A 22894-nucleotide genomic window follows, 5' to 3' on the forward strand; every position below is an offset into this window, starting at 1 on the left:
TTTTTCGGCAGACGTGTTCTCACGATTGCGAAATTTGTCGCCCGTGAGCGATCGCCCGGTGAAGGCGAGCGAGGGAGGATACGTATGACGACATCTTCGAGCACGGTCGCGCCGATCACGGACACCAGCCTGACCGGCTTCTACAAAGACATGACCGTCACCGAGAAGCGCACGTTCTGGGCCTGTGCCACGGGCTGGGCGCTCGACGGCATGGACTTCATGATCTACCCGCTGGTGATCGGCACGATCATCGCGCTGTGGAAGGTCGATGCCGGCTCGGCCGGTCTTGCCGGCACCGTGACGCTGCTGGCCTCGGCGATCGGCGGCTGGGCCGCCGGTTATCTCGCCGACCGGATCGGTCGCGTCCGCACGCTGCAGTTCACCATCATTTGGTTCTCGCTGTTCTCGCTGCTGTGCGCGTTCGCGCAGAATTTCGAACAGCTGCTGATCCTGCGCGCGCTGCTCGGCTTCGGCTTTGGCGGGGAATGGGCGGCCGGCGCGGTGCTGATCGGGGAGACGATTCGTCCGCAGTATCGCGGGCGGGCGGTGGGCTCGGTGCAGTCGGGCTGGGCGGTGGGCTGGGGGCTGGCGGTGCTGGCGCAGGCTGCGCTGTTTTCGCTGCTGCCGCCCGACCAGGCGTGGCGCTGGATGTTCGCGATCGGCGCGCTGCCGGCGCTGCTGGTGCTGTATCTGCGCGCCTATGTGAAAGAGCCCGAGGTTGCGGTCGAAGCCCGCGCCAAGGTCACCGCGGCGGGCGGCAGCCGCTCGATCCTGGCGATCTTCCAGGGCCGCATCCTGAAGACCACCATCCTGGCCTCGCTGGTCGCGACCGGCTGTCAGGGCGGTTACTACGCGATTACCTTCTGGGTGCCGCGCTTCCTGACCACCGAGCGCAAGCTGTCGATCGTCGGCTCGACCGGCTATCTGGCGACGCTGATTATCGGTTCGTTCGTCGGCTATCTGGTCGGGGCGTGGTTCGCCGATCGGTTCGGCCGCCGCAGCTTGTTCCTGACGTTCTCGCTGGGCGCGATGGTGGTGGTGCTGGCCTATACGCAGCTTCCGCTGTCCAACGAGATGCTGTGGGTGCTCGGCTTCCCGCTCGGCTTCTTCGCCTCGGGCTATTTCTCGGGCATGGGGGCGTTCCTGACCGAGCTGTTTCCGACCAGCCTGCGCGGCTCGGGGCAGGGCTTCTGCTACAATTTCGGCCGCGGCGTCGGCGCGCTGTTCCCGTTCCTGGTCGGCTACCTGTCGCAGGTCACCACGCTCGCCAACGCGATCTGCCTGTTCGCGGTGTTCGCCTACGTGTTGTTCTTCGCCGCCGCCTATGCGCTGCCGGAGACCCGCGGCAGGGTGTTGAGCGCCGATGAGTAACGCTGATCATCCAAAAGATCTGGCTCCGGCGTGTCCGGGGCCGGATCCAGCCCCGCGGCGGCCGACGCGCTACGTCGTCCCGCCCGGCGCGGTCGATACCCACGCTCACGTCATCGGGCTGCCGCCGGACTATCCGTTCGTCGCCGCTCGCAGCTACACGCCGCCCGCCGCGACGCCGGAATCGTATCTGGCGATGCTCGATGCCACCGGCATGACCTACGGCGTGCTGGTGCAGGTCAGCGTGCACGGCACCGACAATCGCCTGATGCTGGACACGTTGCAGGCCCACCGCGATCGGCTGAAGGGCATCGCGGTGATTCCGCTCGGCCTGCCGGACAAGGAGCTGGCGGCGCTGAAGGAGGCCGGCGTCGTCGGCCTTCGCCTGAACATCCTGTATGGCGGCGGCATCGGCTTCGAGCGCGTCGGCGAATACGCGGCGATGGCCAAGGAGCTCGGCTGGCATCTGCAGTTCCTGATCGACGCCAAGGATCTGGTGCCGCTGGCGCCGCAGCTCGGGGATCTGCCGGTGCCGTTCATCGTCGATCACTGGGGGCACTTCCCGGTGTCGCGCGGGATCGATGACCCCGGCTTCCAGACGCTGGTGTCGCTGGTGCGCGACGGGGCCTGGGTGAAGCTGTCGGGCGCCTATCGGAATACGGTCGCGGGATATCCCTACCTCGACACCATTCCGTTCGCCCGCCTGCTGCACGAAACGGCGCCCGATCGCTGCGTCTGGGGCAGCGACTGGCCGCATGTCGCGACTTGGCAGCACATGATGAATGTCGGCGAGCTGCTCGATCTGCTCGCCGACTGGGTGCCCGATGCGGCCGCGCGCGACCGCGTCTTCACCGACAACGCCTATCGTCTTTACGGCTTCACGCCCGTTCAGGGCTGAGCTTTTGAGCGCGCAACCGCCGCCCCTGACCGGAGGGCGGCGGTTGGATAAAAATCCTCTCGTTATCCCCATTGGAACGCTTGCGAAGCCGGAAGGCGGACGCTATAAGCCGGTCCTCTTGTCGGAGTGTGGCTCAGCCCGGTAGAGCACTGCGTTCGGGACGCAGGGGTCGCAGGTTCGAATCCTGCCACTCCGACCAAGATTTCACGGGATTACCCCCGTCCTTTCCCGATCCATTTTTCGTTTCACAGCATCACGACGTGCCGCCGCAGCGGCGAAGCCGAGCGTATCGCTTGGTCGATGCGGCATTCACCAGCTGCCGCGGCGGGAATCGATCTGGGTGAAGTCGATCGGGCTCGGTTCGCCGACCTTGGGCGGGGGCGGCGGTTTTTGCGGCTTGGCGCTGCGCTGCTTGGCGGCTTTCAGAATAGCCTCGGCTAGAGGTCCTGGCTTCACCGGGCCAGCCTGCGGCGGCTCACCGTTGGGGCCCGAAGGGGCCTGCAGCGCGAGCGGCTGATCGAGTCGCCCGGGCCGGACGCGGACGCCGACCACTGTGCCCCGCTCGGCGTCGAAGGCGCATTCATACGACACCCGCACCCACTCCTTCTGCGGCGACAGGAAGCGGATCGAGTCGCCGCGATAGTTGACGATTGCGTTGTCCGGCTTGGACGGGTCGGCCTGCTGAAAGATGCCGGCAAACGGCCGGCTGATCCATTCGAAGTCTCCTGGAGCCTGCGCTTCGATCCTGCGCGCACAGATCGCCGAGGCCTTCTCGTTGTTGGCGCGCACGCACGCCTCGGGACATTTCGGCGAATCGGTTGGTACCGGCGCGCTCCTTGCGGGTGGCTGAATACCGGCTGCGTTCGAGGGAGCTGGTTTGGGGGCGGAAGTCGGCTGTGAAGGCTGTGCATGAGCCGCGCTGACGACGCTCGATGCCAGGACTGCTGCATAGATCAAACGAAGCATCGTAATACCACCCATGGTTGGGCGTGTAGTTATCTTCTAGTCCGGAACTTTGAAAGAAGCGAGTCCAATCTTGCTGTCTCACCGAGCTATCAGTAGCTATTACTTACAAAAGTGAAAGTTTATCCTGGTTTGGTGTGGCGTCAAAACTGTTCCATTTTAAGAAACCGAAGCGATTACTTATGTGTGTATAGTTCACTCACGAAGTGTACATGATCAAATACGCAATTGCCCTATAATGACACAATTTAATCATTGTCTGATCTTTGGAGTCCTCCTAATAACGCAACATTCCGCGCGGCAGCAGACGCGATGGAAGGACGGCATTGATCTTTCAACAGGGGAGTATTTGTCGATGAAGCGTAATCTATTTTTTGTCACCGCCAGTGTGCTGGCGCTGTCCGCAACAGCCGCGTTCGCTGCGGATTCCAATACGGTGTATTTGAATCAGACCGGCAACGGTCAGCAGGCCAACATCACGCAATCGGGCAACGGCAATAGTGTCGGTGTCTTCAATGGCAATTCGGGATTCACTCAGGAAGACGGTTCGCTATCGGGAGCGAATCTCCTTACCGTGACGCAGACCGGCAACTCCAACAGCGTCGGTCGCGACATCCAGGGCAAGCAATCCGGCGCGGGCAACTCTGCCGAGATCCTTCAGGCAGGTACCAGCAGCGATGTCGAACTGCAGCAGACCGGCACCAGCAATGGCGCCGTTCCGGCCGGCTGGAACTGGAGCAATGATCCGGGAGTCTTCAACAAGATTACCCAGGATTCGTCGTCGAACGGAAGCAAGGTGTCCGTCATCCAGGATGGCAAGAACAACGTCTTCAGCATCAAGCAGGGCAACACCGGCAACTCGACCTCGGTCAATCAGACCGGTGAGTGGGGTATGGCCTATGTTCGCCAGGGTATCGGCGCCGCGGAGACCGACGCCTCCACGGGCAATTCGCTGCCGACCGGCGGCAATTACAACAGTGCCTCGATCACGCAGAATAACGCCGGCCTGAACTACGCCGTCGCCGTGCAGGGCGGGGGCAACTCGAATTCCCTGTCGATCAGCCAGTCGGGCAATCTGCAGGGCGCCAACGCTTGGCAGAACGGCAACGGAAACTTGTTCACGTCGATCCAGACGAACGTCGGAAACGTTGTCGGTGTGACGGGGAGCATTTACGGGACCGATAGCCCGATCACGCAGACCGGCGACAGCAACGCTTACATCAACACCCAGACCGGATCCAACAATAGCGCCAACGGCTCTCAGGCCGGTAACGTCAACCAAGTGTACAACACGCAGACCGGTACCGGCGAAACACTCCTCGGTACGCAAGCTGGCACATACAACTATGTTAGCAATTCTCAGGCCGGCACCGGCAACAGTCTGACCTATACACAGGTCAACACCGGAGGTGCCGCCTTCAACCAGATCATTAACGAGCAGTCGATCGCGTCGGTGTCGAGCACTGCCTATGTCGTGCAGAATGGCGACGGTCTGTACAGCAAGGGTTTGCAGACTGGTGGGAGCTTCAATTCGGCCAATGTGTCGCAAACCGGGCAGTTCAGCGCGAGTTACTACACGCAGGACGGCACGAGCAATTCGATCGTGGTTGCTCAGGTTGGCAATTACAATCTCTCCAACGTGAATCAGGCCGGCACTGGCAATCACGCCAACATTCAGCAGAAGCCGTGATGGCGGGCTGAAGCCGTGAGGCGAGGCATGCGTGTCTCGCTCTCCTCCGGGAACTGGAGCGACCGGACAAGTCCGGTCGCCGATCTCCTTGTGTCGGTGTCGCGGAGAGTTCTTATGGCTGTGGATCAAGTCCCGCCGGCTGTCCAGTGTGAGGTCGAGGCTGCAGTCAGTGCCGGTCACGTCACGTTGCGCGGCGTAATCACTGCGGTGCGCGACGGTGGCGGCAGCTACACGCTGGCCGTCGACAAGACCGGCGCAGCCGGGACCTCGCGGATTAAGCAGGCAGGTGCTTTCAGTGCCGTTGCCGAGCAACGCGTGACTGTCGGGAATGTCGTACTCGATTACAGCACCGCCAACCGATACGCAGCCAGACTGGACGTGTCGTTCGGCAATATCACCATCCAATGCGATCTCGATCCGGAGACAGTCAAATGACCGCGTCGATGCAACAAATGCGACCGGCCGCGCGGCGGGTGGCCGTGGCAATGCTCGGTCTCGGAGCATTTATCGGTATGGCGTCGGCGCAATCGGCCGATCTCTATACCGATCTTTCGGGCTATCTGGTGAGCCGTGCGCAGCAGGGGATGTTCGCCGACGGCGCGCTGCCGAGCGGCAACCACAATACGGCGATCGCCAGCCAGACTGGCAACGCGAACTCTGTGACGTCCGACGTGCACGGTTCGCTGAACGCGACGCTGCAGTCGCAGCTCGGCTCCGGCAATGACTCCAGCTTCATCGTCAACGGCAATCAGAACGTGCTGCACAACAGTCAGATCGGCGACAGCAATAGCGCCAGGATCGACGTCACCGGTAGCCGCAACGCCTACAGCAGCACGCAGATCGGCAGCAATCTCAGCTACGGCCTCAGCCAGGTCGGCAACAATGGCGGGGCCGTCATCGTACAAATGGGAGGTCATCGATGAAATATGCCGGTATCCTCGCCGCCTTCGCCTTGAGTGCCAGTGCCGCCGGAGCTGATGCGGGTAGCCTGGTCTACACTCCGACTAATCCAGCATTCGGCGGCAGCCCGTTGAACGGCTCTTGGCAGATGCAGCAGGCGACTGCCGGCAATCACTTCAACCGGGCCGCTCCGACCAGTGGACCGCAGCAGATGACGCAGTCGCAGATCTTCGCACAGCAATTGCAAAGCCAGCTCTACGCCTCGCTCGCCAATCAGGTCACGCAGGCGATCTTCGGCACCAACGCCCAACAGAGCGGTACATTCAGCTTCCAGGGCACGACCATCAGCTTCGCCAAGGTCGACGGTCAGACCAACATCACCATCAACGACGGTTCGACCATCACGCAGATCAGTCTGCCGACCGTGACGCATTGACCTGATTTGGACGTGTTCCGGCGTTTTGCCGGATTTGTTCGAGGATATTTCGCGTGGCCCATTATTTCAGATCGATTATTGGCCTCGCCGCAGTGGCCGCTCTGCTTGCCGGCTGCACGCGGCCTGGCCATCGCGATGCTTTCTTCGAGGAGCCGCCGGTGGTGACGCCGCCGTCGCCGACCGCCGTCAATCTCGAGACGTTGCCGCCGCCCCAGCAGAAGATCGATGTGGCGATCTATCAATTCCCCGATCTCACCGGCAAGAATGAGCCCAACGACAACGTTGCAGTGTTCTCCCGCGCGGTGACCCAGGGCGGAGCCGGTTTGGCGATCGATGCGCTGAAGCGCGCCGGCGGCGGGGCTTGGTTCCGTGTCGTCGAGCGCAACGGCCTCAACGATCTGCTGCAGGAGCGTCAGCTGGTCCGCGCCACGCGCCAGGAGTTCGACCGAGAACGTGCCAAACCGCTGCCGCCGATGCGCTTCGCCGGTCTGTTGATCGAGGGCGGTATCGTCGCGTTCGACGCCAATTATATGACCGGCGGAATCGGCGCCAACTATCTCGGCATCGGTGCCGACACCAAATTTCGCCGCGATATGGTGACGGTCGGTCTGCGTGTCGCCTCGGTGCAGAGCGGCGAGGTGCTGACGAGCGTCACCACCACCAAGACAGTTTACTCGGTGTCGCTGCAGGGCAACACCTACAAATACGTCGCGCTCGATAAACTGCTGCAGATCGAGGCCGGCATCACCCGCAGCGAACCGACGCAGCTGGCCGTGCGGCAGGCGATCGATCTTGCAGTGTATTCCACCATCATGGAGGGTGCGCGGCAGAAGCTGTGGCGTTTCGCCGACCCGGTGATGGAGGCGAAGCTGATCCGCGACTATCTCGATCGCGACAAGCCGCAGCCGGCGTTCATGAAGCCGTATCTCACCAGGGAGGAGCGGATCGAGGCCGAGCGCGTCGACCATTCGCCGGAATGGGCGCCGCGGAGCTGACCATGGCCGCGCGCGCGATTCTCATCTGGCTGAGAACTGCGCCACTTGCCGCGGTCGCGGCTGGTGCGAGTTGCGGGGGTGCGATGGCGCAGCAACGCGTTGCCGATGTTGGTGGCTTGGTGGTGAGCGCGCGCGCCGCCGAATCGTCGTTCGATGCGCCCGCCACCGCGACAGCGCCATGGGCGCAAGTGATCGTGCAGGCCGCGAGGGACAACGGCTTGCCGCCGGCGTTCCTGATCCGGCTGCTCAACCAAGAAAGCACCATGTTCACGCTCGCGGTGAGTCGCGCCGGTGCCATGGGCATCGCCCAATTCATGCCCGGGACCGCCGCGGCGCGGGGGCTCGACGATCCGTTCGACCCACTCAAGGCGATCCCGGCAGCGGCACGCTACCTCGCCGACCTGCGCCGGCAGCTCGGCAATATTGGCCTCGCCGCCGCCGCCTACAACGCCGGTGCTGGCCGGGTGACGGCATGGCTGCGCGGGACGTCGGACCTGCCGGCTGAGACGCGTGACTATGTGCTCCGCATCACCGGCTTCAGCGCCGAAGACTGGGCCGCCAACCGTGTCGACGCTTCCGCGATCGCGCCCGCGGCTCCAGCCGTGCCGGCCATCTCGTCGCCGGCAATGGCGGCCACGGCGCCACCTGCAGCCTCTCCCGCGTCGCGTCCAGCGGTGCCGCGCGCGGCGCGCGGAGCCGAGGTTGTTCGCAAGGGCGCGAAGAAGACCACCGTCGAAGCCGAATTGTGCGCGTCGCTATCTGCGAGCGGCCGGGGGTGCATTTTGCAGACAGCTTACTGATTTTCCGACTCAGTGAGCAGCGAGGCGAATCGTCAGCCGCTCCTGCCGGTCATCGTCTGGAGCGGTGCTTACGCTTCGGCTTTTTGACCTTTGAGCGACGATAATAGTCGCGTTCGCGCTTGAGCAGCGGCGAGACGTCGCTCCGCGGCGGCGTCTCGGAATAAGTCGTGACGCCCTGTTGATTCTCGATGCAGCGGCGCATCGCCGTTGGGTCGGTCAGCATTGTGCAATCATTGACCGCGCCGGGATTGGGCGATAGCTGCGCCTGCGCCGGGGCGACGAGCACAGCAGCGGCACCGATCAGCAGCGATTTCCATAAGCAAGTCATCGCGTTGAAGTCCCTGGCGACTTCAACAAGCATAGCTGAAGATCGCCGCGCTGGCACTTCGCAAATTGAACAACGCGCAAGTAGCGTGGCACCACTGCACGTCCGGAGGCCCGTCAGAAACTGACCCACGAGAACCGGACGGGTGCGATCTTGGCGGCCGGCATCGACGCAGGGCGTGTCAGCTTGTCTTGTCCGTGGCGGCCCCGGGAGACGGACGTCTTGTTCCTCTCGGAACAACATTCACCTCGCAGACATTGACCTCTCAACAGGAGGTTCAAATGTCCAATCGGTTTCGCATCGCTTCGCTCGTTTACATGATGACCAATGCTGTGCTGTTCGGCATCGGAATTGTGGCCGTGCTGACAATTCCGGCGCTGGCACGGAATGCCATGGATTGGGTGCCGCTCACGGTTGCAGCAAGTTTCATTTTGGCCGCGCCGATCGCTTGGGTGATCGCGCCCCGGCTGCGTGCCCGCTACTGGCGCCACCGCGACGGCGACGTGATCTCAGGTCCGTCGACTGCAACCGACAATCCGTAAGGCCTCCGTCCCGGCGGCTGAAGGCTCTCTCGGCAGAGAAGGGGCCTTGGCAGAGCAGGGGCGTCAAGGCGCGGCTGGTCGTCACAGCGGCGGGTTGATAAAGATCAACGGGTTGCCTCGGCTCTCGCCCATATCCTCGGCGGGTCGAGCGTGAGCCTTGGTTGGTTGCAATGAACTTGCCTGCGGTAGACTGGTTGCGCGGTTTCCCAGCGCTTGGGGAACTGCCGGATTCGGAACGAACCTCGCTTGCCGGCGCGGCGATGGCCATGAGCCTGCCCGCCGGGGCCTCGGTGTTCGCCCCCGATCAGCCATGCGGCATGTTCATTCTGGTCTGCCGCGGTACGGTGCGCGTTTTCCAGCTCGATCCGGCCGGCAACGAGATCGTGCTGTATCGGCTCGGGCCGGGCAGCATCTGCATCCTCACCACTCTGGCGCTGCTCGCCTCCGACAGCTACAGCGCGTTCGCGGTGACCGAGAGTGCGGTCGACGCAATCGGCCTGCCGGCCACGACTTTTCACGATCTGATGGGCCGCTCGGCCCAGTTCCGCAGCTTCGTGTTCAATGCCCAGGCCGCCCGCATGGCAGATCTGATGGCGGTGATTCAGAACGTCGCGTTCGCATCGATCGAGACCCGGCTGGCCTCGCGCCTGCTGGCGCTCGCGTCCGACGGCCGCGAATTGTCGATCACCCACGCCCAGCTCGCCGCCGAGATTGGTTCGGCACGGGAGGTCGTCAGTCGTCACCTCAAGACCTTCGAACGCCGCGGTTGGGTCAGCCTCGGACGTGGACGGGTCGAGTTGCGCAACGCCGCACCGCTGCGCGCCGCGGCGCAATCGGCACGCTGAGTATCCGCTCGTAGACTTTCGGCTGCTCGCTCATCGCCGGTGACTTGGTCACAGACCTCAACTCCCGCTCGCCTTACAACCAGCGTGTCACTCAACCGAGCGAGGGGAACGAAAATGACTGTGAACATGGGAATGATCGATCGCGTGCTGCGCGCCATTGTCGGAGCCGGCCTGATCTATTGGGCGCTCACCACTGGGCCGATCTGGGCCTGGATCGGCGTCGTGCCGTTGCTGACTGCGGCGATCGGTTTCTGCCCGGCCTATACGCTGTTCGGTATCAAGACCTGCGCGACCAAGTCTTGACGCGGACGACCCAAGTGTGGCTCTCGGGGCGGCGCAGCCCGTTCCCGGGAGCTGCCTTTTTCTGAACAGGGGAAACTATGCACAAGAACTGGATCGATCTGACGGGCGAGCTCTCGGTGGCGCTGCGCGAAGTCCGCACCGGGACACCGGACGTCATGAAGGGCTTCTCGGCGATCGCGCAGGCGGCGCTCAAGGCCAACGCGCTCGATACCAAGACCAAGGAGCTGATCGCTTTGGCCATCTCGGTCGCGACGCGCTGCGACGGTTGCATCGGCTTTCACGCGGAAGCCGCGGTCAAGCACGGCGCGACCCGCGACGAGGTGATGGAGACCATGGGCATGGCGATCTACATGGGCGCCGGCCCCAGCGTGATGTACGCCGCCCAGGCAGTCGAGGCTTATGATCAGTTCGCCAAGAAGAAAGCGGCGGCGACCTCGCCTGCGGAGTAACCGCCAACCGCAGTCGATTCATTCATTGAATTTCGCTCTGCGGTAGAGAATTTCGCGCAAACAGGCCGCTTGGCCGGCGCGCCTTGCGTCCCAGCTCGTGCTGCGTCATATGGTCGGGTCCTGTTTCAGAGATCCGACCATGGCGCATCCCATTCAAGAAGTTCTGCAAGCCTTCGCCGCCGGCGAAATCGTCGTCGTCACCGATGACGACGATCGCGAGGGAGAAGGCGATCTGGTGGTCGCCGCCTCTCTGTGCACCGCGGAGAAGATGGCGTTCATCATCCGCCACACCTCGGGCATCGTCTGTGCGCCGATCACGATGGAAGATGCGCGGCGTCTGCGGCTCGACCCGATGGTCGCGCACAATGATAGCAACCACACCACAGCCTTCACCGTCTCGATCGATTACAAGCCCGATGGCGGCACCGGCATCTCCGCGGACGAACGGGCGTCGTGCTGCCGCGCGCTCGCCAATCCGAATGCCGGCGCCAACGACTTTGCGCGCCCGGGGCATATCTTTCCGCTGATCGCGCGCGAGGGCGGCGTGCTGCTGCGCTCCGGGCACACTGAAGCCGCGGTGGATCTGTGCAAGCTCGCCGGTCTGCCGCCGGTGGGCGTCATCAGCGAACTGATGAACGACGACGGCACCGTCACCAAGGGCTCGCAGGTCGTCGAATTCGCCAAGACCCACAATCTCAAATTGGTCACCATCGCGGATCTGATTTCGTATCGTCAGGCGCGCGAGAAACTGATCGAGCGCGTCGCGACGTTTCCGATCGACAGTCCGATCGGTCCGATGCAAGGCTACGCCTATCGATCGCCGTTCGACGAGATCGCCCACGTCGCCTGCGTCTACAACGGCATCGGCGACGGCAAGAACGTGCTGACCCGGTTCCACAAGCCGAACATTGTCAAGGAACTCTTCACCGGTGCCCGGCGGATGCAGGCGGTGCTCGATCATTTCAAGGCGAACGGTTCGGGTGTGCTGATCTATCTGCGCGACGGTGCCGCCGGCGTGCCGGTCGCGCCGCTCGACGAGCAGAAGACCGCCGAAGCCGACCGGCATCGGCAATGGCGGGAGATCGGCGTCGGTGCGCAGATCCTGCGTGACCTCGGTGTCACCTCGATCCGGCACCTCACCACGTCGCAGATCGACTACAAGGGCTTGTCCGGTTTCGGCATCGAGATCGTCGGCAACGAGCACCTTGAAGGCACCTGACCGAGGTCTTACCCTCCCATCAACGTCGCCCGATGCGGCAAGGTCTGAAAGGACAATCGATGAGCGTGCGCGCGCAAGCCAAGGACAAGCCGACTCCGGCGAGCTTCAAGTGGGACGATCCGCTGCTGCTGGAAGACCAGCTCACCGAAGACGAGCGGATGATTCGCGACACCGCGCGCGCTTACGCTCAGGACAAACTGCTGCCGCGCGTCAATCAGGCGTATCTCGAAGAGAAGACCGATCGCGAGATCTTCAACGAGATGGGTTCGCTCGGCCTGATCGGCGTCACGCTGCCGGAGGACTACGGCTGCGCCAATGCCAGCTACGTCGCCTACGGCCTGGTGGCGCGCGAGATCGAGCGGGTCGATAGCGGCTATCGCTCGATGAACAGCGTGCAGTCGTCGCTGGTGATGTATCCGATCTACGCTTACGGCGACGAGAACCAGCGCAAGAAGTATCTGCCCAAGCTCGCCTCTGGCGAGTGGGTCGGCTGCTTCGGCCTCACGGAGCCGGACGCCGGCTCCGATCCCGGCGGCATGAAGACCAAGGCCGAGAAGGTTGCCGACGGCTACCGCCTCACCGGCAGCAAGATGTGGATCTCGAACGCGCCGATCGCCGACGTGTTCGTTGTGTGGGCGAAGTCGGCCGCGCACGACAACCAGATCCGCGGCTTCGTGCTCGAGAAGGGCATGAAGGGCCTGTCGGCGCCGAAGGTCGGCGGCAAGCTGTCTTTGCGTGCTTCGATCACCGGCGAGATCGTGATGGACGGCGTGGTGGTGCCGGAGGAAAATCTGCTGCCCAACGTCTCCGGCCTCAAGGGGCCGTTCGGCTGCCTCAACCGCGCGCGCTACGGCATCTCCTGGGGCGCGATGGGCGCTGCGGAAGACTGCTTCCACCGCGCCCGGCAGTACACGCTCGATCGCAAGCAGTTCAATCGTCCGCTCGCCGCCACCCAGCTGGTGCAGAAGAAGCTCGCCGACATGGAGACCGAGATCACCCTCGGCCTGCAGGCGTCGCTTCGCGTCGGCCGGCTGATGGACGAGGGCAAGATGGCCCCGGAGATGATCTCGATCGTCAAGCGCAACAATTGCGGCAAGGCGCTCGACATCGCCCGGATGGCTCGCGACATGCACGGCGGCAACGGCATCCAGATCGAATACCACGTGATGCGCCACGCCCAGAACCTCGAGACGGTGAACACCTACGAGGGCACCCACGACGTTCACGCGCTGATCCTCGGGCGGGCAATCACCGGGCTGCAGGCGTTCGCGTAAGGCGTGGTGTAAGTCCGCGCCCTTCGTTCCGCGCTCTGCCGTCATCGCCCGCGTACGCGGGCGACCCAGTATCCCAGAGCGTTCGCTATATGCGATGGCGGTGATTACTGGATCCCCCGCATGCGCGGGGGATGACCATCCGGGTGATTGGGTAAGAACAAACAACAATCTAATTTGGTTGGAAACGCCATGAGCGACGAGAGCGCACCTTCGGACGACGTTCCGTTCAATCGCGAGTTCGGGTTGCAGCCGGGCGTGGTCGAGGAAATCCGTCCCGGCCTGCGCCGCGTGCTCTGCAACAACCCGTCGCCGTTCACCTTCACCGGCACCGTCAGCTACATCGTCGGCCGCGGCAAGGTCGCGATCATCGATCCGGGACCGGCCGATGAAGCCCACGCGGCCGCACTGCTCGATGCCGTGAAGGGCGAGACTGTCACCCACATCCTGGTGACCCATACCCACAAGGATCACTCGCCCGGCACGCCGCTGATCAAGCAGGCGACCGGCGCGACCGTCTATGCCGAAGGTCCGCATCGGGCGTCGCGGCCGTATTTCGAGAGCGAGACGGTGTCGACCGAATCCGGTGCCGACCGCAACTTCAAGCCAGACATGGCGATCCGCGACGGCGACGTGATCGAGGGCGACGGCTGGACCATCGAGTCAGTGGCGACGCCGGGCCACACCGCCAACCACATGGCGTTCGCCTGGCGCGAGGGCGATGCGTTGTTCGTCGGCGATCACATCATGGGCTGGTCGACCACTATCGTGGCGCCGCCGGACGGCTCTATGCCGGACTACATGGCGTCGCTCGACCGGCTGATCGGCCGCGACGAGCAGCTTTATCTGTCCGGTCACGGCGCCGAGATTCACGAAGGTCCGCGCTACTCGCGTTTCCTGAAGCGGCACCGGCTGGCGCGGGAAGCCTCGATCCTGCACCGGCTCGGCAAGGGCGAAACCGATATCCCGAGCATGGTGCGGGCGATCTATATCGGCATCGATCCGCGACTGGTGGGCGCTGCCGGCTATTCGGTGCTGGCACATCTGGAAGATCTGGTGACGCGCGGCGTCGTCGCCACCGAGGGCGATCCGGTGATCAGCGGCCGCTACCGGTTGGCCGGTTAGTAGCCGCCTCTGCTCACAGCTTGTAGGCGGTGCGGAAGCCGCCCCAGTGGCGGCCGCGAACCCGCACCGGCACGTCGATCTCGCGCATCATCACGGTCTGACCGCCGCCCATGTCGCGGGCGTAACTCTGGATCAGGAACGAGCGGGTGTTGCGACCGGCCGCGAGCCCGGCCGGGTCATTGAAGATCCGCCGGTTGCGCGAATTGGCGGTGTTGAAGGCGACGTCGCCCGGCCGCTGCGGCTGCGAGTACAGCCTGTTGTGCACCGGCAGATAGCCGTTACGGTCGATCATCACGCAGAACGCCATCCGCGGGTCCTTGGCCAGGAACGCTTCCTGGAACGGTGGCAGCGCGCGGTCGGCCCAATCGAGATATTGCGTGCGGTATTGCTTCGGGTCGGTTCCGGGGATCTCGACGTAGTTCTCGTCGAACATCTGCTCCAGCGCCAGCGCGCCCGAGGCGATGCCGCGCTCGAAGATCTTGGCGAGTTCGTGCCCGGCTTCGATCGCGCGGGTGACGAACTCGGTGTTCTCGTCGCGGATCGCCCACAGCCGGTCCTCGATCCGCTGCTGCAACGCTGTATCCGGCGCAACGAACCGCGCCAACGCGCCGGCCTTGCCGTGCTCGGCGACGCGGAGGCGGCAGGCCCCGATGTTCTGAAGCTCGGCGGAGAGCTGTTGCCCGGTGGCGAGCCCGGCCGCGGCCGGGCCGCTGATCAGCACGCCGTCCATCGAGATTTCGTACACCGGCGCGGAGACCTTGCCGCGCGGGGTGTCGAGCTCGATCTGCAGGTGGCATGGAAGCTTCTCGCGGCGCCGGGCGTCCTCGCGGTCGCCGAGCTTGAGCAGGACCGCGGTCCGGGACCGCAGCTTCTCGGCGAAGTTGGTGACGTTTTGGCCGGCGCGGGCGACCTCGTTGCCGTGCTGCTCGGCCTCGCGGGTGGCGCTGTCGATCTCGGCGGCGCTGTCGCCGACCGAGGCGATGAAAGTCGAGGCCGAAGTGGCGTTGTCGGCGATATCGCCGGTGGTGGCGTTCTGTTCAGCGACCGCGCCGTTGACGGTCTCGAACACCGGCCGGATTGCCGCGATCGCGTTGGTGATGCGATGGACCGCGTCGGCGGAGCTGGATGCGTCGTGTTGCAGGGCGTCGATCTTGCGCTTGATCTCCTCGGTCGCCTCCTGGGTCTGCACCGCCAGCGCCTTCACCTCGGTCGCGACCACGGCGAAGCCGCGCCCCGCAGCGCCGGCGCGGGCCGCCTCGATCGTAGAATTCAGCGCCAGCAGCGTGGTCTGGCGAGCGATCTGGGAGATCAGGTTGACGACGTTGCCGATCGCTGCAGAGGAGTCCCGCAGCCGCTCGACATTGGCGGTGGCCTCGTCGGCGGCGGCGCTCGCGTCATCGGCGAGCTGCGACGCCTGCCGCACCTGGGCGCCGATGCCATGGGCCGAATGGGTGAATTTATCGGCGGCCTGGGAGAACGAGCTCGCGGTCGCCTGTGCGGCGCTGGTTCGGCCGTTGAGGGCGTCGGTGCGTTCGCGGATGGTGTGCAGGGTCGTGGTGGTGGCCTGCACGCCCGTGGTCACCGATTGGGCGGCGCGCTCCAATTGGCGGATCAACGAGCCGAGCTCCAGTTCGAGCAGCTCGAGAATTTCTCTGGCCGAATCGGCCTCCGAAGCAACGGGTTCGGTCGGCGCTGGGGCCGAAACCGGAACGACGTTCGGGGCCGCCGTCTCCGGCAGCCGCTTTCGAAATAGGCCGAACGCCATGGTTCCTCCCGCAAAACTAGAATTTGGTCGGCTACTCTCGCGTTTCCTCGTGAAGGTACGGTTAAATTTTCTTTCGGTGGAATTACGGATTTCCCGCTTCGGTACGGTGGCAAGTCTTTGATTTTGGCGGATGCGCCGCTTATAACCCCGCGCCGCAGCCCGAAAATTCCAACGGATCGACCCGCGAGAGAGAGCGCATGGCCGGACATTCGCAATTCAAGAACATTATGCACCGCAAGGGCCGGCAGGACGCACAGCGGTCCAAGCTGTTCAGCAAGCTCGCCCGCGAAATCACCGTTGCCGCCAAGCTCGGCACGCCGGATCCGGCGATGAACCCGCGGCTGCGCGCCGCGGTGCTGGCGGCGCGCGCGGAAAACATGCCGAAGGACAATATCGAGCGCGCGATCAAGAAGGCGATCGGCGGCGACTCGGAGAACTACGACGAGATCCGTTACGAGGGCTACGGTCCCGGCGGCGTCGCCGTGATTGTCGAAGCGCTGACCGACAACCGCAACCGCGCCGCCTCCGACATCCGCTCGTTCTTCACCAAGTCCGGCGGCAATCTCGGTGAAACCGGATCGGTGTCGTTCATGTTCGATCGCACCGGTATCGTCGAATACGATGCCGACAAGGCCAGCGCCGACGACATGCTCGAGGCGGCGATCGAAGCCGGCGCCGACGACGTGGTGTCGTCTGAAGCCGGCCACGAGATCTACGCCTCGCAGGAGACCTTCCGCGACGTCGCCAAGGCGCTCGAAGCCAAGTTCGGCGAGGCGCGCAAGGCGGCGGTGATCTGGAAGCCGCAGAACACCGTCGCGGTGGACGACGAGACCGGCGAGAAGCTGTTCAAGCTGATGGACGCCCTGAACGACCATGACGACGTCCAGAACGTCTACGCCAACTTCGAAGTCTCCGACGCCCTGATGGCGAAGATGGCGGGCTGACCAGGACTGCGCGGCCGGTCGGCCGCGCATCCGGCAGAAGCCGCTTTACAGCACGACCATATTGTATTTCGCGGGGCCTACCACCGAGGCGACGCGCATGTAGATGGTGTTGTTGTTGTTTCCGTCCTCATAGATGATGGTCTGGTTCGCCGGCACCGGTGGCGGCGGGGGCGGAGCCGGCGTGTAGGGCGTGTTCGGCACGCGTTGCGTGATCAGCACGCCCGTTGTTCCGGCCGGTGGCAAAGGGCCGACCGGCGCGAGGGTGGGAAAAGTCAGGCTCTCAACCGGCACCGCGTAGGCGTCAGTTTCCGAAACACGTTTAACCTGACCGTGAGTGATAACTCGGCTCATGATGATCTCCCATCGGCTATTTCCGATAGCACTATGCAATCATCACAACTTTAGGTTGTAAAATACAATCTGCTCGCCTCGTGTTTGTACGAGGGCGGTGCCGTTTCCCCACGACTCTCGATGCGGCCCCCGGGGAGGGCTCCGCTCAGCACGTCGTTGCTATTTTGTTCTTAAGCTTTTCGGCGTTATCACATGCGCCATGAACTCAGCGTCGAATCGCAGCGTCCGCATTCTCGGCATCGACCCCGGCCTCCGCCGCACCGGCTGGGGGGTGGTCGAGAGCGAGGGCAATCGGCTGGTCTATGTGGCGTGCGGCTCGGTCGAGCCGAAGGACACGCTGCCGCTCGCCGAGCGGCTACTGGCGATCCACGATGGCCTGGACAAGGTGCTGACCGGCTACGCGCCGGATGAGGCCGCGATCGAGCAGACTTTCGTCAACAAGGACGGCGCCGCGACGCTGAAACTCGGCCAGGCGCGCGGCGTGGCGATGCTGGTGCCGGCGATGCACGGCCTGCTGGTCGCCGAATACGCCCCCAATCTCGTCAAGAAAACGGTGGTCGGCGCCGGCCATGCCGACAAGACCCAGATTCAGATGATGCTGAAGATCCTGCTGCCCAAGGCCGAACCCAAGAGCGCCGACGCCGCCGACGCCCTCGCCATCGCCATCACCCATGCCCACCACCGCGTCAGCGCGCAGAGGCTGAAGGCGGTGGGGGCATGAGGAACAGTATGTTCAGGGCAGTCCCCCTCCCTGCGCACAGCGTGCTCCCTCTCCCGCCTGCGGGAGAGGGGTGGGGTGAGGGCGACGCGAGCACCGTGCTGGTGGCACCCCCACCCCCGGCCCCTCCCCCGCAAGCGGGAGAGGGGAGCGCGCCGCGCCGCGGAGCCCTCCCATGATTGGCAAGCTCAAAGGCGTCATCGACAGCTACGGCGAGGACTATGTGATCCTCGACGTCCACGGCGTCGGCTATCAGGTGCATTGCGCCAGCCGCACCTTGCAGGCGCTGCCGCCGCCCGGAGAGGCGGCGACGCTGTCGATCGAGACCTATGTGCGTGAGGATCAGATCAAGCTGTTCGGCTTTCGCACCGATACCGAGCGCGAGTGGTTCCGGCTGCTGCAGACCGTGCAGAGCGTCGGCGCCAAGGTGGCGCTGGCGGTGCTCTCGACCTTGCCGCCGCACGACCTCGCCAACGCCATCGCGCTGCGCGATAAGGCGGCGGTGGCGCGCACCCCCGGCGTCGGCCCGAAAGTCGCCGAGCGCATCGTCACCGAGCTGAAGGACAAAGTGCCGGCGCTGAGCAATGTCGATCCCGCGGTGGTGCATCTGTCCGGCGCGATCGACGACAACACCGCGCCGCGCGCCGTCGCCGACGCGATCTCGGCGCTGGTCAATCTCGGCTACGGCCAGCCGCAAGCGGCCGCCGCGGTTGCCGCGGCGTCGCGCACGGCCGGCGAGGACGCCGCCACCGCGCAACTGATCAAGCTCGGCCTCAAGGAGCTGTCGAAGTGAGTATCACCGACGCCGACCGCGAACTGATCACCGCCGCGATCGAGACGATTACCAAGCGTTATCGCAACGACTGGCAGGAAGTCGGTGCCGCGCTGCTGACCCGCACCGGCCGACGCTTCGTGGCGGTCAATCTCGACGCGTATCTCGGCCGCATGGCGGTGTGCGCCGAGGCGGTCGCGCTCGGTCAGGTGATCACCGAGCTTGGGGAGGCCGGCATCGACACCATCGTGGCGGTCCGCCACCCCAAGCCGCACGACACCGACCGCACCGTCCGCGTCGTCTCGCCCTGCGGCGCCTGCCGCGAACTGATCTGGGACTACGACCGAGGCGCCCGCGTGCTGGTGCCGGGTCCGGACGGCGCCGAAGCGGTGAGCATCAGCGAACTGCTGCCGAACAAATACAGCCGGGAGCGGGTGTTGTGATTGGAGCGCTGATGTCAGCCGCTGCCCTCTCTCCTTGCGCGGCGCGCTCCCTCTCCCGCCTGCGGGAGAGGGCTGGGGTGAGGGCGACGCGAGCACTGTGCTCGCGGACCCCCACCCCCGCCCCCTCCCCGCAAGGGGGAGGGGAGAAGAGGCGCTGCGCTCGTAGCATGCTACGTTGCCCCCATGACTGACCCCCGCCTCGTCACCCCCGAGCGCCGCGGCGATGATCTTGGCGACGCGGCGCTGCGGCCGCAGAATTTGTCCGAGTTCGTCGGCCAGCAGCAGGCGCGCGCCAATCTGCAGGTGTTCATCGACGCCGCGCGCAAGCGCAAGGAGGCGCTCGACCACGTGCTGTTCGTCGGCCCGCCCGGCCTCGGCAAGACCACGCTGGCGCAGATCGTGGCCCGCGAGCTCGGCGTCGGCTTCCGCGCCACCTCGGGACCTGTGATCGCCAAGGCCGGCGATCTCGCCGCGCTGCTGACCAATCTCGAAGAGCGCGACGTGCTGTTCATCGACGAGATCCACCGCCTCAGCCCCTCGGTCGAGGAGGTGCTGTATCCGGCGATGGAGGATTTTCAGCTCGATTTGATCATCGGCGAGGGCCCGGCAGCGCGTTCGGTGAAGATCGATCTGTCGAAATTCACGCTGGTCGGCGCGACGACCCGCGCCGGCCTGCTCACCAATCCGCTGCGCGACCGCTTCGGCATCCCGGTGCGGCTGAACTTCTACACGATCGATGAGCTGGAGAGCATCGTGCGCCGCGGCGCGCGCGTGCTGGGGACCCCGATCACCAATGACGGCGCCAACGAGATCGCCCGCCGCGCCCGCGGCACGCCGCGCATCGCTGGCCGGCTGCTGCGCCGCGTCCGCGACTTCGCTTCCGCCGCCGATGCCGAAGCGATCGACCGCGCCATCGCCGATCATGCGCTCGGCGCGCTGGAAGTCGACAGTGCCGGGCTCGATGCGATGGACCGCCGTTACCTCACCACCATCGCGCTGAACTATGGCGGCGGCCCGGTCGGCGTCGAGACCATGGCGGCGGCTTTGTCCGAGCCGCGCGACGCCATCGAGGACATCATCGAGCCGTATCTGATCCAGTGTGGCTACCTGCAGCGCACCCCGCGCGGCCGACTGCTCACCGACCACGCCTTCCGCCACCTCGGCCTCGCCGCCCCGTCACGCGATCCGTCGCAGTTCGGGCTGTTCGGCGGGGAGGAGGAATAAAGGCGGCATAGAAATCGGCATCGGATGATGCTATATTTGATGCCGATGGAGGAGCCTCATGAGAACGACGATTGCCATCGACGATGAGTTGTTTGCGAAAGCTCAGAAATTCGCAGGCCTCGACGAAAAGTCCGCGGTGATCAAGACGGCGCTGCAGGCCTATGTCGAACGTGAAGCAGCGAGGCGACTTGCGCGCCTGGGTGGGTCGATGCCCGATGCCAAGGCGCCCCCGCGTCGGCGCTCACCGAAATTCACCAACGACTGATGCTCCTGGTCGACACATCGATCTGGATCGACCATTTCCGCAAGGGAGACTCGACGCTCAGCGCCGCTCTTGGTCGGGAAGAGGTCCTGGTCCATGCTTTTGTTATGGGCGAGTTAGCGCTGGGCCATAACGTTCACTTTGAGACGATCGCGGCCGACCTTTCGGACCTTCCTCAAGCGACGATTGCGGTGCCTGGTGAGGTATTGCGGCTCATTTCGCGCGCCGAGCTGGGCGGCTCGGGAATCGGCTACGTGGATGCACATCTAGTCGCTTCGACGCTGCTGACGCCTGAGGCGCAGCTATGGACGCGCGATAAGAGATTAAAAGCGGTGGCCGATCGACTATCGATCTCCGCCCAAGTGGAGTGACGAGTTGTCCCACCCCCTCGACGGCGCCATCATCGATGGCGCGCATCATATGCAGGTCCGTGTCTACTACGAGGACACCGACTTCTCCGGTATCGTCTATCACGCCAACTATCTGCGCTTCATGGAGCGCGGGCGGACCAATTATCTGCGGCTGCTCGGGGCGGCGCAGAGCGAGCTGTTTGCCGAGGCGGAGAGCGAGACGCCGGGCTTTGCATTCGTGGTGCGGGCGATGCAGCTCGATTTTCTCAAATCCGCCAAGATGGACGACCTGCTCGAGGTGATCACCCGGCCGGTCGAAGTCCGCGGCGCCTCGATCACCATGCAGCAGCAGATCAAGCGCGGCGATCTGGTGCTGATGGAGGCCAAGGTCAAAGTCGCGTTTGTCTCCGGTGGCCGTGCTAAGCCTATTCCAGTACCGCTTCGCGTCGCCATGAAGGCCGACGTTTCCTGACGCGTTCGACTTCGGGCGCTGCCGGTTTCCCGAGCTAGGGCGGTCCGGGATTTGATGTTACAGGGAGCGAGCCGGAAGCTCGAACCCTCGGACAACGTCATGAGTGATACGCCCCACAGGATTGTCATTGTCGGCGGCGGTGCCGGCGGCCTGGAACTCGCCACCGCTCTTGGCGACAAATACGGCAAGTCGGATGCCGTTCGTATCACCCTGGTGGACCGCAGCCGCACCCACATCTGGAAGCCGCTGCTGCACGCGATTGCGGCCGGCTCACTGCGCCGCTCCCAGCACGAGTTGAACTACCTAGCCCAGGCGCATTGGCACGGCTTTCATTACCGCCTCGGCGAGATGAACGGGCTCGATCGCGCCCGCAAAATGGTCAAGCTGGCGCCGGTGATCGACGACGAGGGCCGGGAAATCAATCCGGAGAGCGAGCTCGGCTACGATACGCTGGTGATCGCGATCGGCAGCGTCACCAATGATTTCGGCACGCGCGGCGCGCGCGAGCACGCTGTGCCGCTGGAGACGCCGGAGCAGGCGTCGCGCTTCAACAAGCGCATGGTCAATGCCTGCCTGCGCGCCCAGCATCAGCACAGTCCGATCGAGCCGGGGCAGCTTCACGTCGCCATCATCGGCGCCGGCGCCACTGGCACCGAACTCGCCGCCGAACTGCATCACACCGCGCGCGAGATCATTGCCTACGGGCTCGACAAGATCGACCCCGAGCACGACCTCAAGATCGTGCTGATCGAAGCGGCGCCGCGCATTCTGCCGGCGCTGCCGCCGCGCATTTCGGACGCGACGCTGAAGCTGCTGCAAGACCTCGGCGTCGAGGTGCGGACCGGTGCACGCGTGGCGGAAGTGCTCGATCATGCGGTGCGTCTCGCGGACGGCGAAGTGATCCCCTCCGAGCTGGTGGTGTGGGCCGCCGGCGTCCGGGCCCCCGACTTCCTTGAGGGCATCGACGGGCTCGATACCAACCGCATCAACCAGATCGTGGTCCGCCCGACGCTGCAAGCGACGCGGGATGACGATGTGTTCGCGATGGGGGACTGCGCCGCCTGTGTCATCCCCGGCTACGAGAACGGCGTTCCGCCGCGGGCGCAGGCCGCTCATCAGGAAGCCGAATTCATGCTGGAGCAGATCGAGAAACGCCTGAAGGGCGAGCCGCTCGGTGAGTTCCGCTATCGCGATCTCGGCTCGCTGGTCTCGCTCGGCAAGTATTCCGCAGTCGGTAATCTGATGGGCTCGCTGGTCGGCAAGAGCTTCCTGATCGAAGGCTATTTCGCCCGCTTTATGTACCGCTCGCTGTACAAGATGCACGAAGCCGCGCTGTACGGCCGCGGCCGAACTCTGCTCAGCGTGCTGTCCGGCGCGACGCGCCCGACCCCGACGGTGAAGCTGCATTGACGACCGAGTGGCGTTGTCGTCTCGGTGCCTGACGGACAGCCGTCGCGGCTGCCA

At 64.5% G+C, this 22894-nt stretch carries 28 protein-coding genes and 1 tRNA gene; 25 read left to right on the forward strand and 4 right to left on the reverse strand.

Annotated features, from left to right (window positions below):
- The first annotated feature begins 84 nt into the window (after window positions 1-84).
- From DNX69_RS21310 to DNX69_RS21320, 3 genes are all read left to right on the forward strand, one after another.
- Window positions 85-1371, forward strand: a complete 1287-nt coding sequence (locus tag DNX69_RS21310; protein WP_110787995.1) for an MFS transporter — start codon at window positions 85-87, stop codon at window positions 1369-1371.
- Window positions 1364-2266: an amidohydrolase family protein gene (locus DNX69_RS21315; RefSeq protein WP_110787996.1), complete on the forward strand. Its 903-nt coding sequence runs from the start codon at window positions 1364-1366 to the stop codon at window positions 2264-2266. The genes DNX69_RS21310 and DNX69_RS21315 overlap by 8 nt, the downstream gene beginning before the upstream one ends.
- A gap of 122 nt (window positions 2267-2388) precedes the next feature.
- Window positions 2389-2465: transfer RNA gene (locus DNX69_RS21320), tRNA-Pro, on the forward strand.
- Between the two features lie 110 nt (window positions 2466-2575).
- On the opposite strand, the gene DNX69_RS21325 is transcribed toward DNX69_RS21320, so the two are convergent.
- On the reverse strand, window positions 2576-3055 hold the full coding sequence (locus DNX69_RS21325; RefSeq protein ID WP_234827042.1) for a hypothetical protein: 480 nt from the start codon (window positions 3053-3055) through the stop codon (window positions 2576-2578).
- Window positions 3056-3584: 529 nt separating this feature from the next.
- Between DNX69_RS21325 and DNX69_RS21330 the strand changes: the two genes are divergently transcribed.
- The 6 genes from DNX69_RS21330 to DNX69_RS21355 all read left to right on the forward strand — a co-directional run bounded on the left by DNX69_RS21330 (window position 3585) and on the right by DNX69_RS21355 (window position 8050).
- A complete protein-coding gene (locus DNX69_RS21330) occupies window positions 3585-4919 on the forward strand; it encodes a curlin (protein ID WP_110787998.1) in 1335 nt (444 codons plus the stop codon).
- Window positions 4920-5033: 114 nt separating this feature from the next.
- Complete coding sequence (gene csgH / locus DNX69_RS21335) at window positions 5034-5354, forward strand: curli-like amyloid fiber formation chaperone CsgH (protein ID WP_110787999.1); 321 nt, start codon at window positions 5034-5036, stop codon at window positions 5352-5354.
- On the forward strand, window positions 5351-5842 hold the full coding sequence (locus DNX69_RS21340) for a curlin subunit CsgB (RefSeq protein ID WP_110788000.1): 492 nt from the start codon (window positions 5351-5353) through the stop codon (window positions 5840-5842). Before csgH ends, DNX69_RS21340 begins: the two co-directional genes overlap by 4 nt.
- The gene (locus DNX69_RS21345; RefSeq protein ID WP_110788001.1) at window positions 5839-6255 is read left to right on the forward strand and encodes a curli production assembly/transport component CsgF; all 417 of its coding nucleotides are present in this window, start codon (window positions 5839-5841) and stop codon (window positions 6253-6255) included. Before DNX69_RS21340 ends, DNX69_RS21345 begins: the two co-directional genes overlap by 4 nt.
- Window positions 6256-6308: 53 nt before the next feature.
- Complete coding sequence (locus DNX69_RS21350; protein WP_110788002.1) at window positions 6309-7250, forward strand: CsgG/HfaB family protein; 942 nt, start codon at window positions 6309-6311, stop codon at window positions 7248-7250.
- A gap of 2 nt (window positions 7251-7252) precedes the next feature.
- On the forward strand, window positions 7253-8050 hold the full coding sequence (locus DNX69_RS21355; protein WP_110788210.1) for a lytic transglycosylase domain-containing protein: 798 nt from the start codon (window positions 7253-7255) through the stop codon (window positions 8048-8050).
- A gap of 49 nt (window positions 8051-8099) precedes the next feature.
- Here DNX69_RS21355 and DNX69_RS21360 read toward each other — a convergent pair whose 3' ends face one another.
- Window positions 8100-8411: a hypothetical protein gene (locus tag DNX69_RS21360; protein WP_234827043.1), complete on the reverse strand. Its 312-nt coding sequence runs from the start codon at window positions 8409-8411 to the stop codon at window positions 8100-8102.
- 245 nt (window positions 8412-8656) lie between these two features.
- Between DNX69_RS21360 and DNX69_RS21365 the strand changes: the two genes are divergently transcribed.
- From DNX69_RS21365 to DNX69_RS21395, 7 genes are all read left to right on the forward strand, one after another.
- Window positions 8657-8917, forward strand: coding sequence for a hypothetical protein (locus tag DNX69_RS21365; protein ID WP_110788003.1), 261 nt, complete (start codon window positions 8657-8659; stop codon window positions 8915-8917).
- Window positions 8918-9087: 170 nt separating this feature from the next.
- Entirely contained in the window at window positions 9088-9762 is a 675-nt protein-coding gene (locus tag DNX69_RS21370) for a Crp/Fnr family transcriptional regulator (RefSeq protein WP_110788004.1), read from the forward strand.
- A gap of 114 nt (window positions 9763-9876) precedes the next feature.
- A complete protein-coding gene (locus DNX69_RS21375) occupies window positions 9877-10065 on the forward strand; it encodes a YgaP family membrane protein (protein WP_110788005.1) in 189 nt (62 codons plus the stop codon).
- Window positions 10066-10142: 77 nt separating this feature from the next.
- Window positions 10143-10514 (forward strand): carboxymuconolactone decarboxylase family protein, encoded by a 372-nt coding sequence (locus tag DNX69_RS21380; protein WP_110788006.1) that lies wholly within the window; start codon window positions 10143-10145, stop codon window positions 10512-10514.
- A gap of 139 nt (window positions 10515-10653) precedes the next feature.
- Complete coding sequence (ribB, locus tag DNX69_RS21385; protein ID WP_110788007.1) at window positions 10654-11733, forward strand: 3,4-dihydroxy-2-butanone-4-phosphate synthase; 1080 nt, start codon at window positions 10654-10656, stop codon at window positions 11731-11733.
- 59 nt (window positions 11734-11792) lie between these two features.
- Window positions 11793-13007 (forward strand): acyl-CoA dehydrogenase, encoded by a 1215-nt coding sequence (locus DNX69_RS21390; protein WP_110788212.1) that lies wholly within the window; start codon window positions 11793-11795, stop codon window positions 13005-13007.
- A 189-nt stretch (window positions 13008-13196) separates the two neighbouring features.
- Complete coding sequence (locus DNX69_RS21395; RefSeq protein WP_110788008.1) at window positions 13197-14129, forward strand: MBL fold metallo-hydrolase; 933 nt, start codon at window positions 13197-13199, stop codon at window positions 14127-14129.
- 13 nt (window positions 14130-14142) lie between these two features.
- Here DNX69_RS21395 and DNX69_RS21400 read toward each other — a convergent pair whose 3' ends face one another.
- Window positions 14143-15894, reverse strand: coding sequence for a methyl-accepting chemotaxis protein (locus DNX69_RS21400; RefSeq protein ID WP_110788009.1), 1752 nt, complete (start codon window positions 15892-15894; stop codon window positions 14143-14145).
- Between the two features lie 197 nt (window positions 15895-16091).
- On the opposite strand from DNX69_RS21400, the gene DNX69_RS21405 reads away from it, so the two are divergent.
- A complete protein-coding gene (locus DNX69_RS21405; protein ID WP_110788010.1) occupies window positions 16092-16838 on the forward strand; it encodes a YebC/PmpR family DNA-binding transcriptional regulator in 747 nt (248 codons plus the stop codon).
- A gap of 45 nt (window positions 16839-16883) precedes the next feature.
- On the opposite strand, the gene DNX69_RS21410 is transcribed toward DNX69_RS21405, so the two are convergent.
- Window positions 16884-17189 carry a hypothetical protein gene (locus DNX69_RS21410; protein WP_110788011.1) on the reverse strand — a complete coding sequence of 102 codons (306 nt, stop codon included), beginning with the start codon at window positions 17187-17189 and terminating at the stop codon, window positions 16884-16886.
- 199 nt (window positions 17190-17388) lie between these two features.
- Between DNX69_RS21410 and ruvC the strand changes: the two genes are divergently transcribed.
- From ruvC to DNX69_RS21455, 8 genes are all read left to right on the forward strand, one after another.
- The gene (ruvC, locus tag DNX69_RS21415) at window positions 17389-17910 is read left to right on the forward strand and encodes a crossover junction endodeoxyribonuclease RuvC (RefSeq protein ID WP_110788012.1); all 522 of its coding nucleotides are present in this window, start codon (window positions 17389-17391) and stop codon (window positions 17908-17910) included.
- Window positions 17911-18082: 172 nt separating this feature from the next.
- The gene (gene ruvA / locus DNX69_RS21420) at window positions 18083-18700 is read left to right on the forward strand and encodes a Holliday junction branch migration protein RuvA (protein WP_110788013.1); all 618 of its coding nucleotides are present in this window, start codon (window positions 18083-18085) and stop codon (window positions 18698-18700) included.
- A complete protein-coding gene (locus DNX69_RS21425; RefSeq protein WP_110788014.1) occupies window positions 18697-19122 on the forward strand; it encodes a cytidine deaminase in 426 nt (141 codons plus the stop codon). The genes ruvA and DNX69_RS21425 overlap by 4 nt, the downstream gene beginning before the upstream one ends.
- A gap of 183 nt (window positions 19123-19305) precedes the next feature.
- Complete coding sequence (gene ruvB, locus DNX69_RS21435; RefSeq protein ID WP_110788015.1) at window positions 19306-20346, forward strand: Holliday junction branch migration DNA helicase RuvB; 1041 nt, start codon at window positions 19306-19308, stop codon at window positions 20344-20346.
- 58 nt (window positions 20347-20404) lie between these two features.
- Window positions 20405-20611 (forward strand): type II toxin-antitoxin system VapB family antitoxin, encoded by a 207-nt coding sequence (locus tag DNX69_RS21440; RefSeq protein ID WP_110788016.1) that lies wholly within the window; start codon window positions 20405-20407, stop codon window positions 20609-20611.
- Window positions 20611-20979 carry a type II toxin-antitoxin system VapC family toxin gene (locus DNX69_RS21445; RefSeq protein WP_110788017.1) on the forward strand — a complete coding sequence of 123 codons (369 nt, stop codon included), beginning with the start codon at window positions 20611-20613 and terminating at the stop codon, window positions 20977-20979. The genes DNX69_RS21440 and DNX69_RS21445 overlap by 1 nt, the downstream gene beginning before the upstream one ends.
- 49 nt (window positions 20980-21028) lie before the next feature.
- A complete protein-coding gene (gene ybgC / locus DNX69_RS21450; protein WP_110788213.1) occupies window positions 21029-21430 on the forward strand; it encodes a tol-pal system-associated acyl-CoA thioesterase in 402 nt (133 codons plus the stop codon).
- 99 nt (window positions 21431-21529) lie between these two features.
- Window positions 21530-22840: an NAD(P)/FAD-dependent oxidoreductase gene (locus tag DNX69_RS21455; RefSeq protein WP_110788018.1), complete on the forward strand. Its 1311-nt coding sequence runs from the start codon at window positions 21530-21532 to the stop codon at window positions 22838-22840.
- Window positions 22841-22894 lie beyond the last annotated feature (54 nt).

This window comes from Rhodopseudomonas palustris (assembly GCF_003226555.1).
Lineage (GTDB): Bacteria > Pseudomonadota > Alphaproteobacteria > Rhizobiales > Xanthobacteraceae > Rhodopseudomonas > Rhodopseudomonas palustris_I.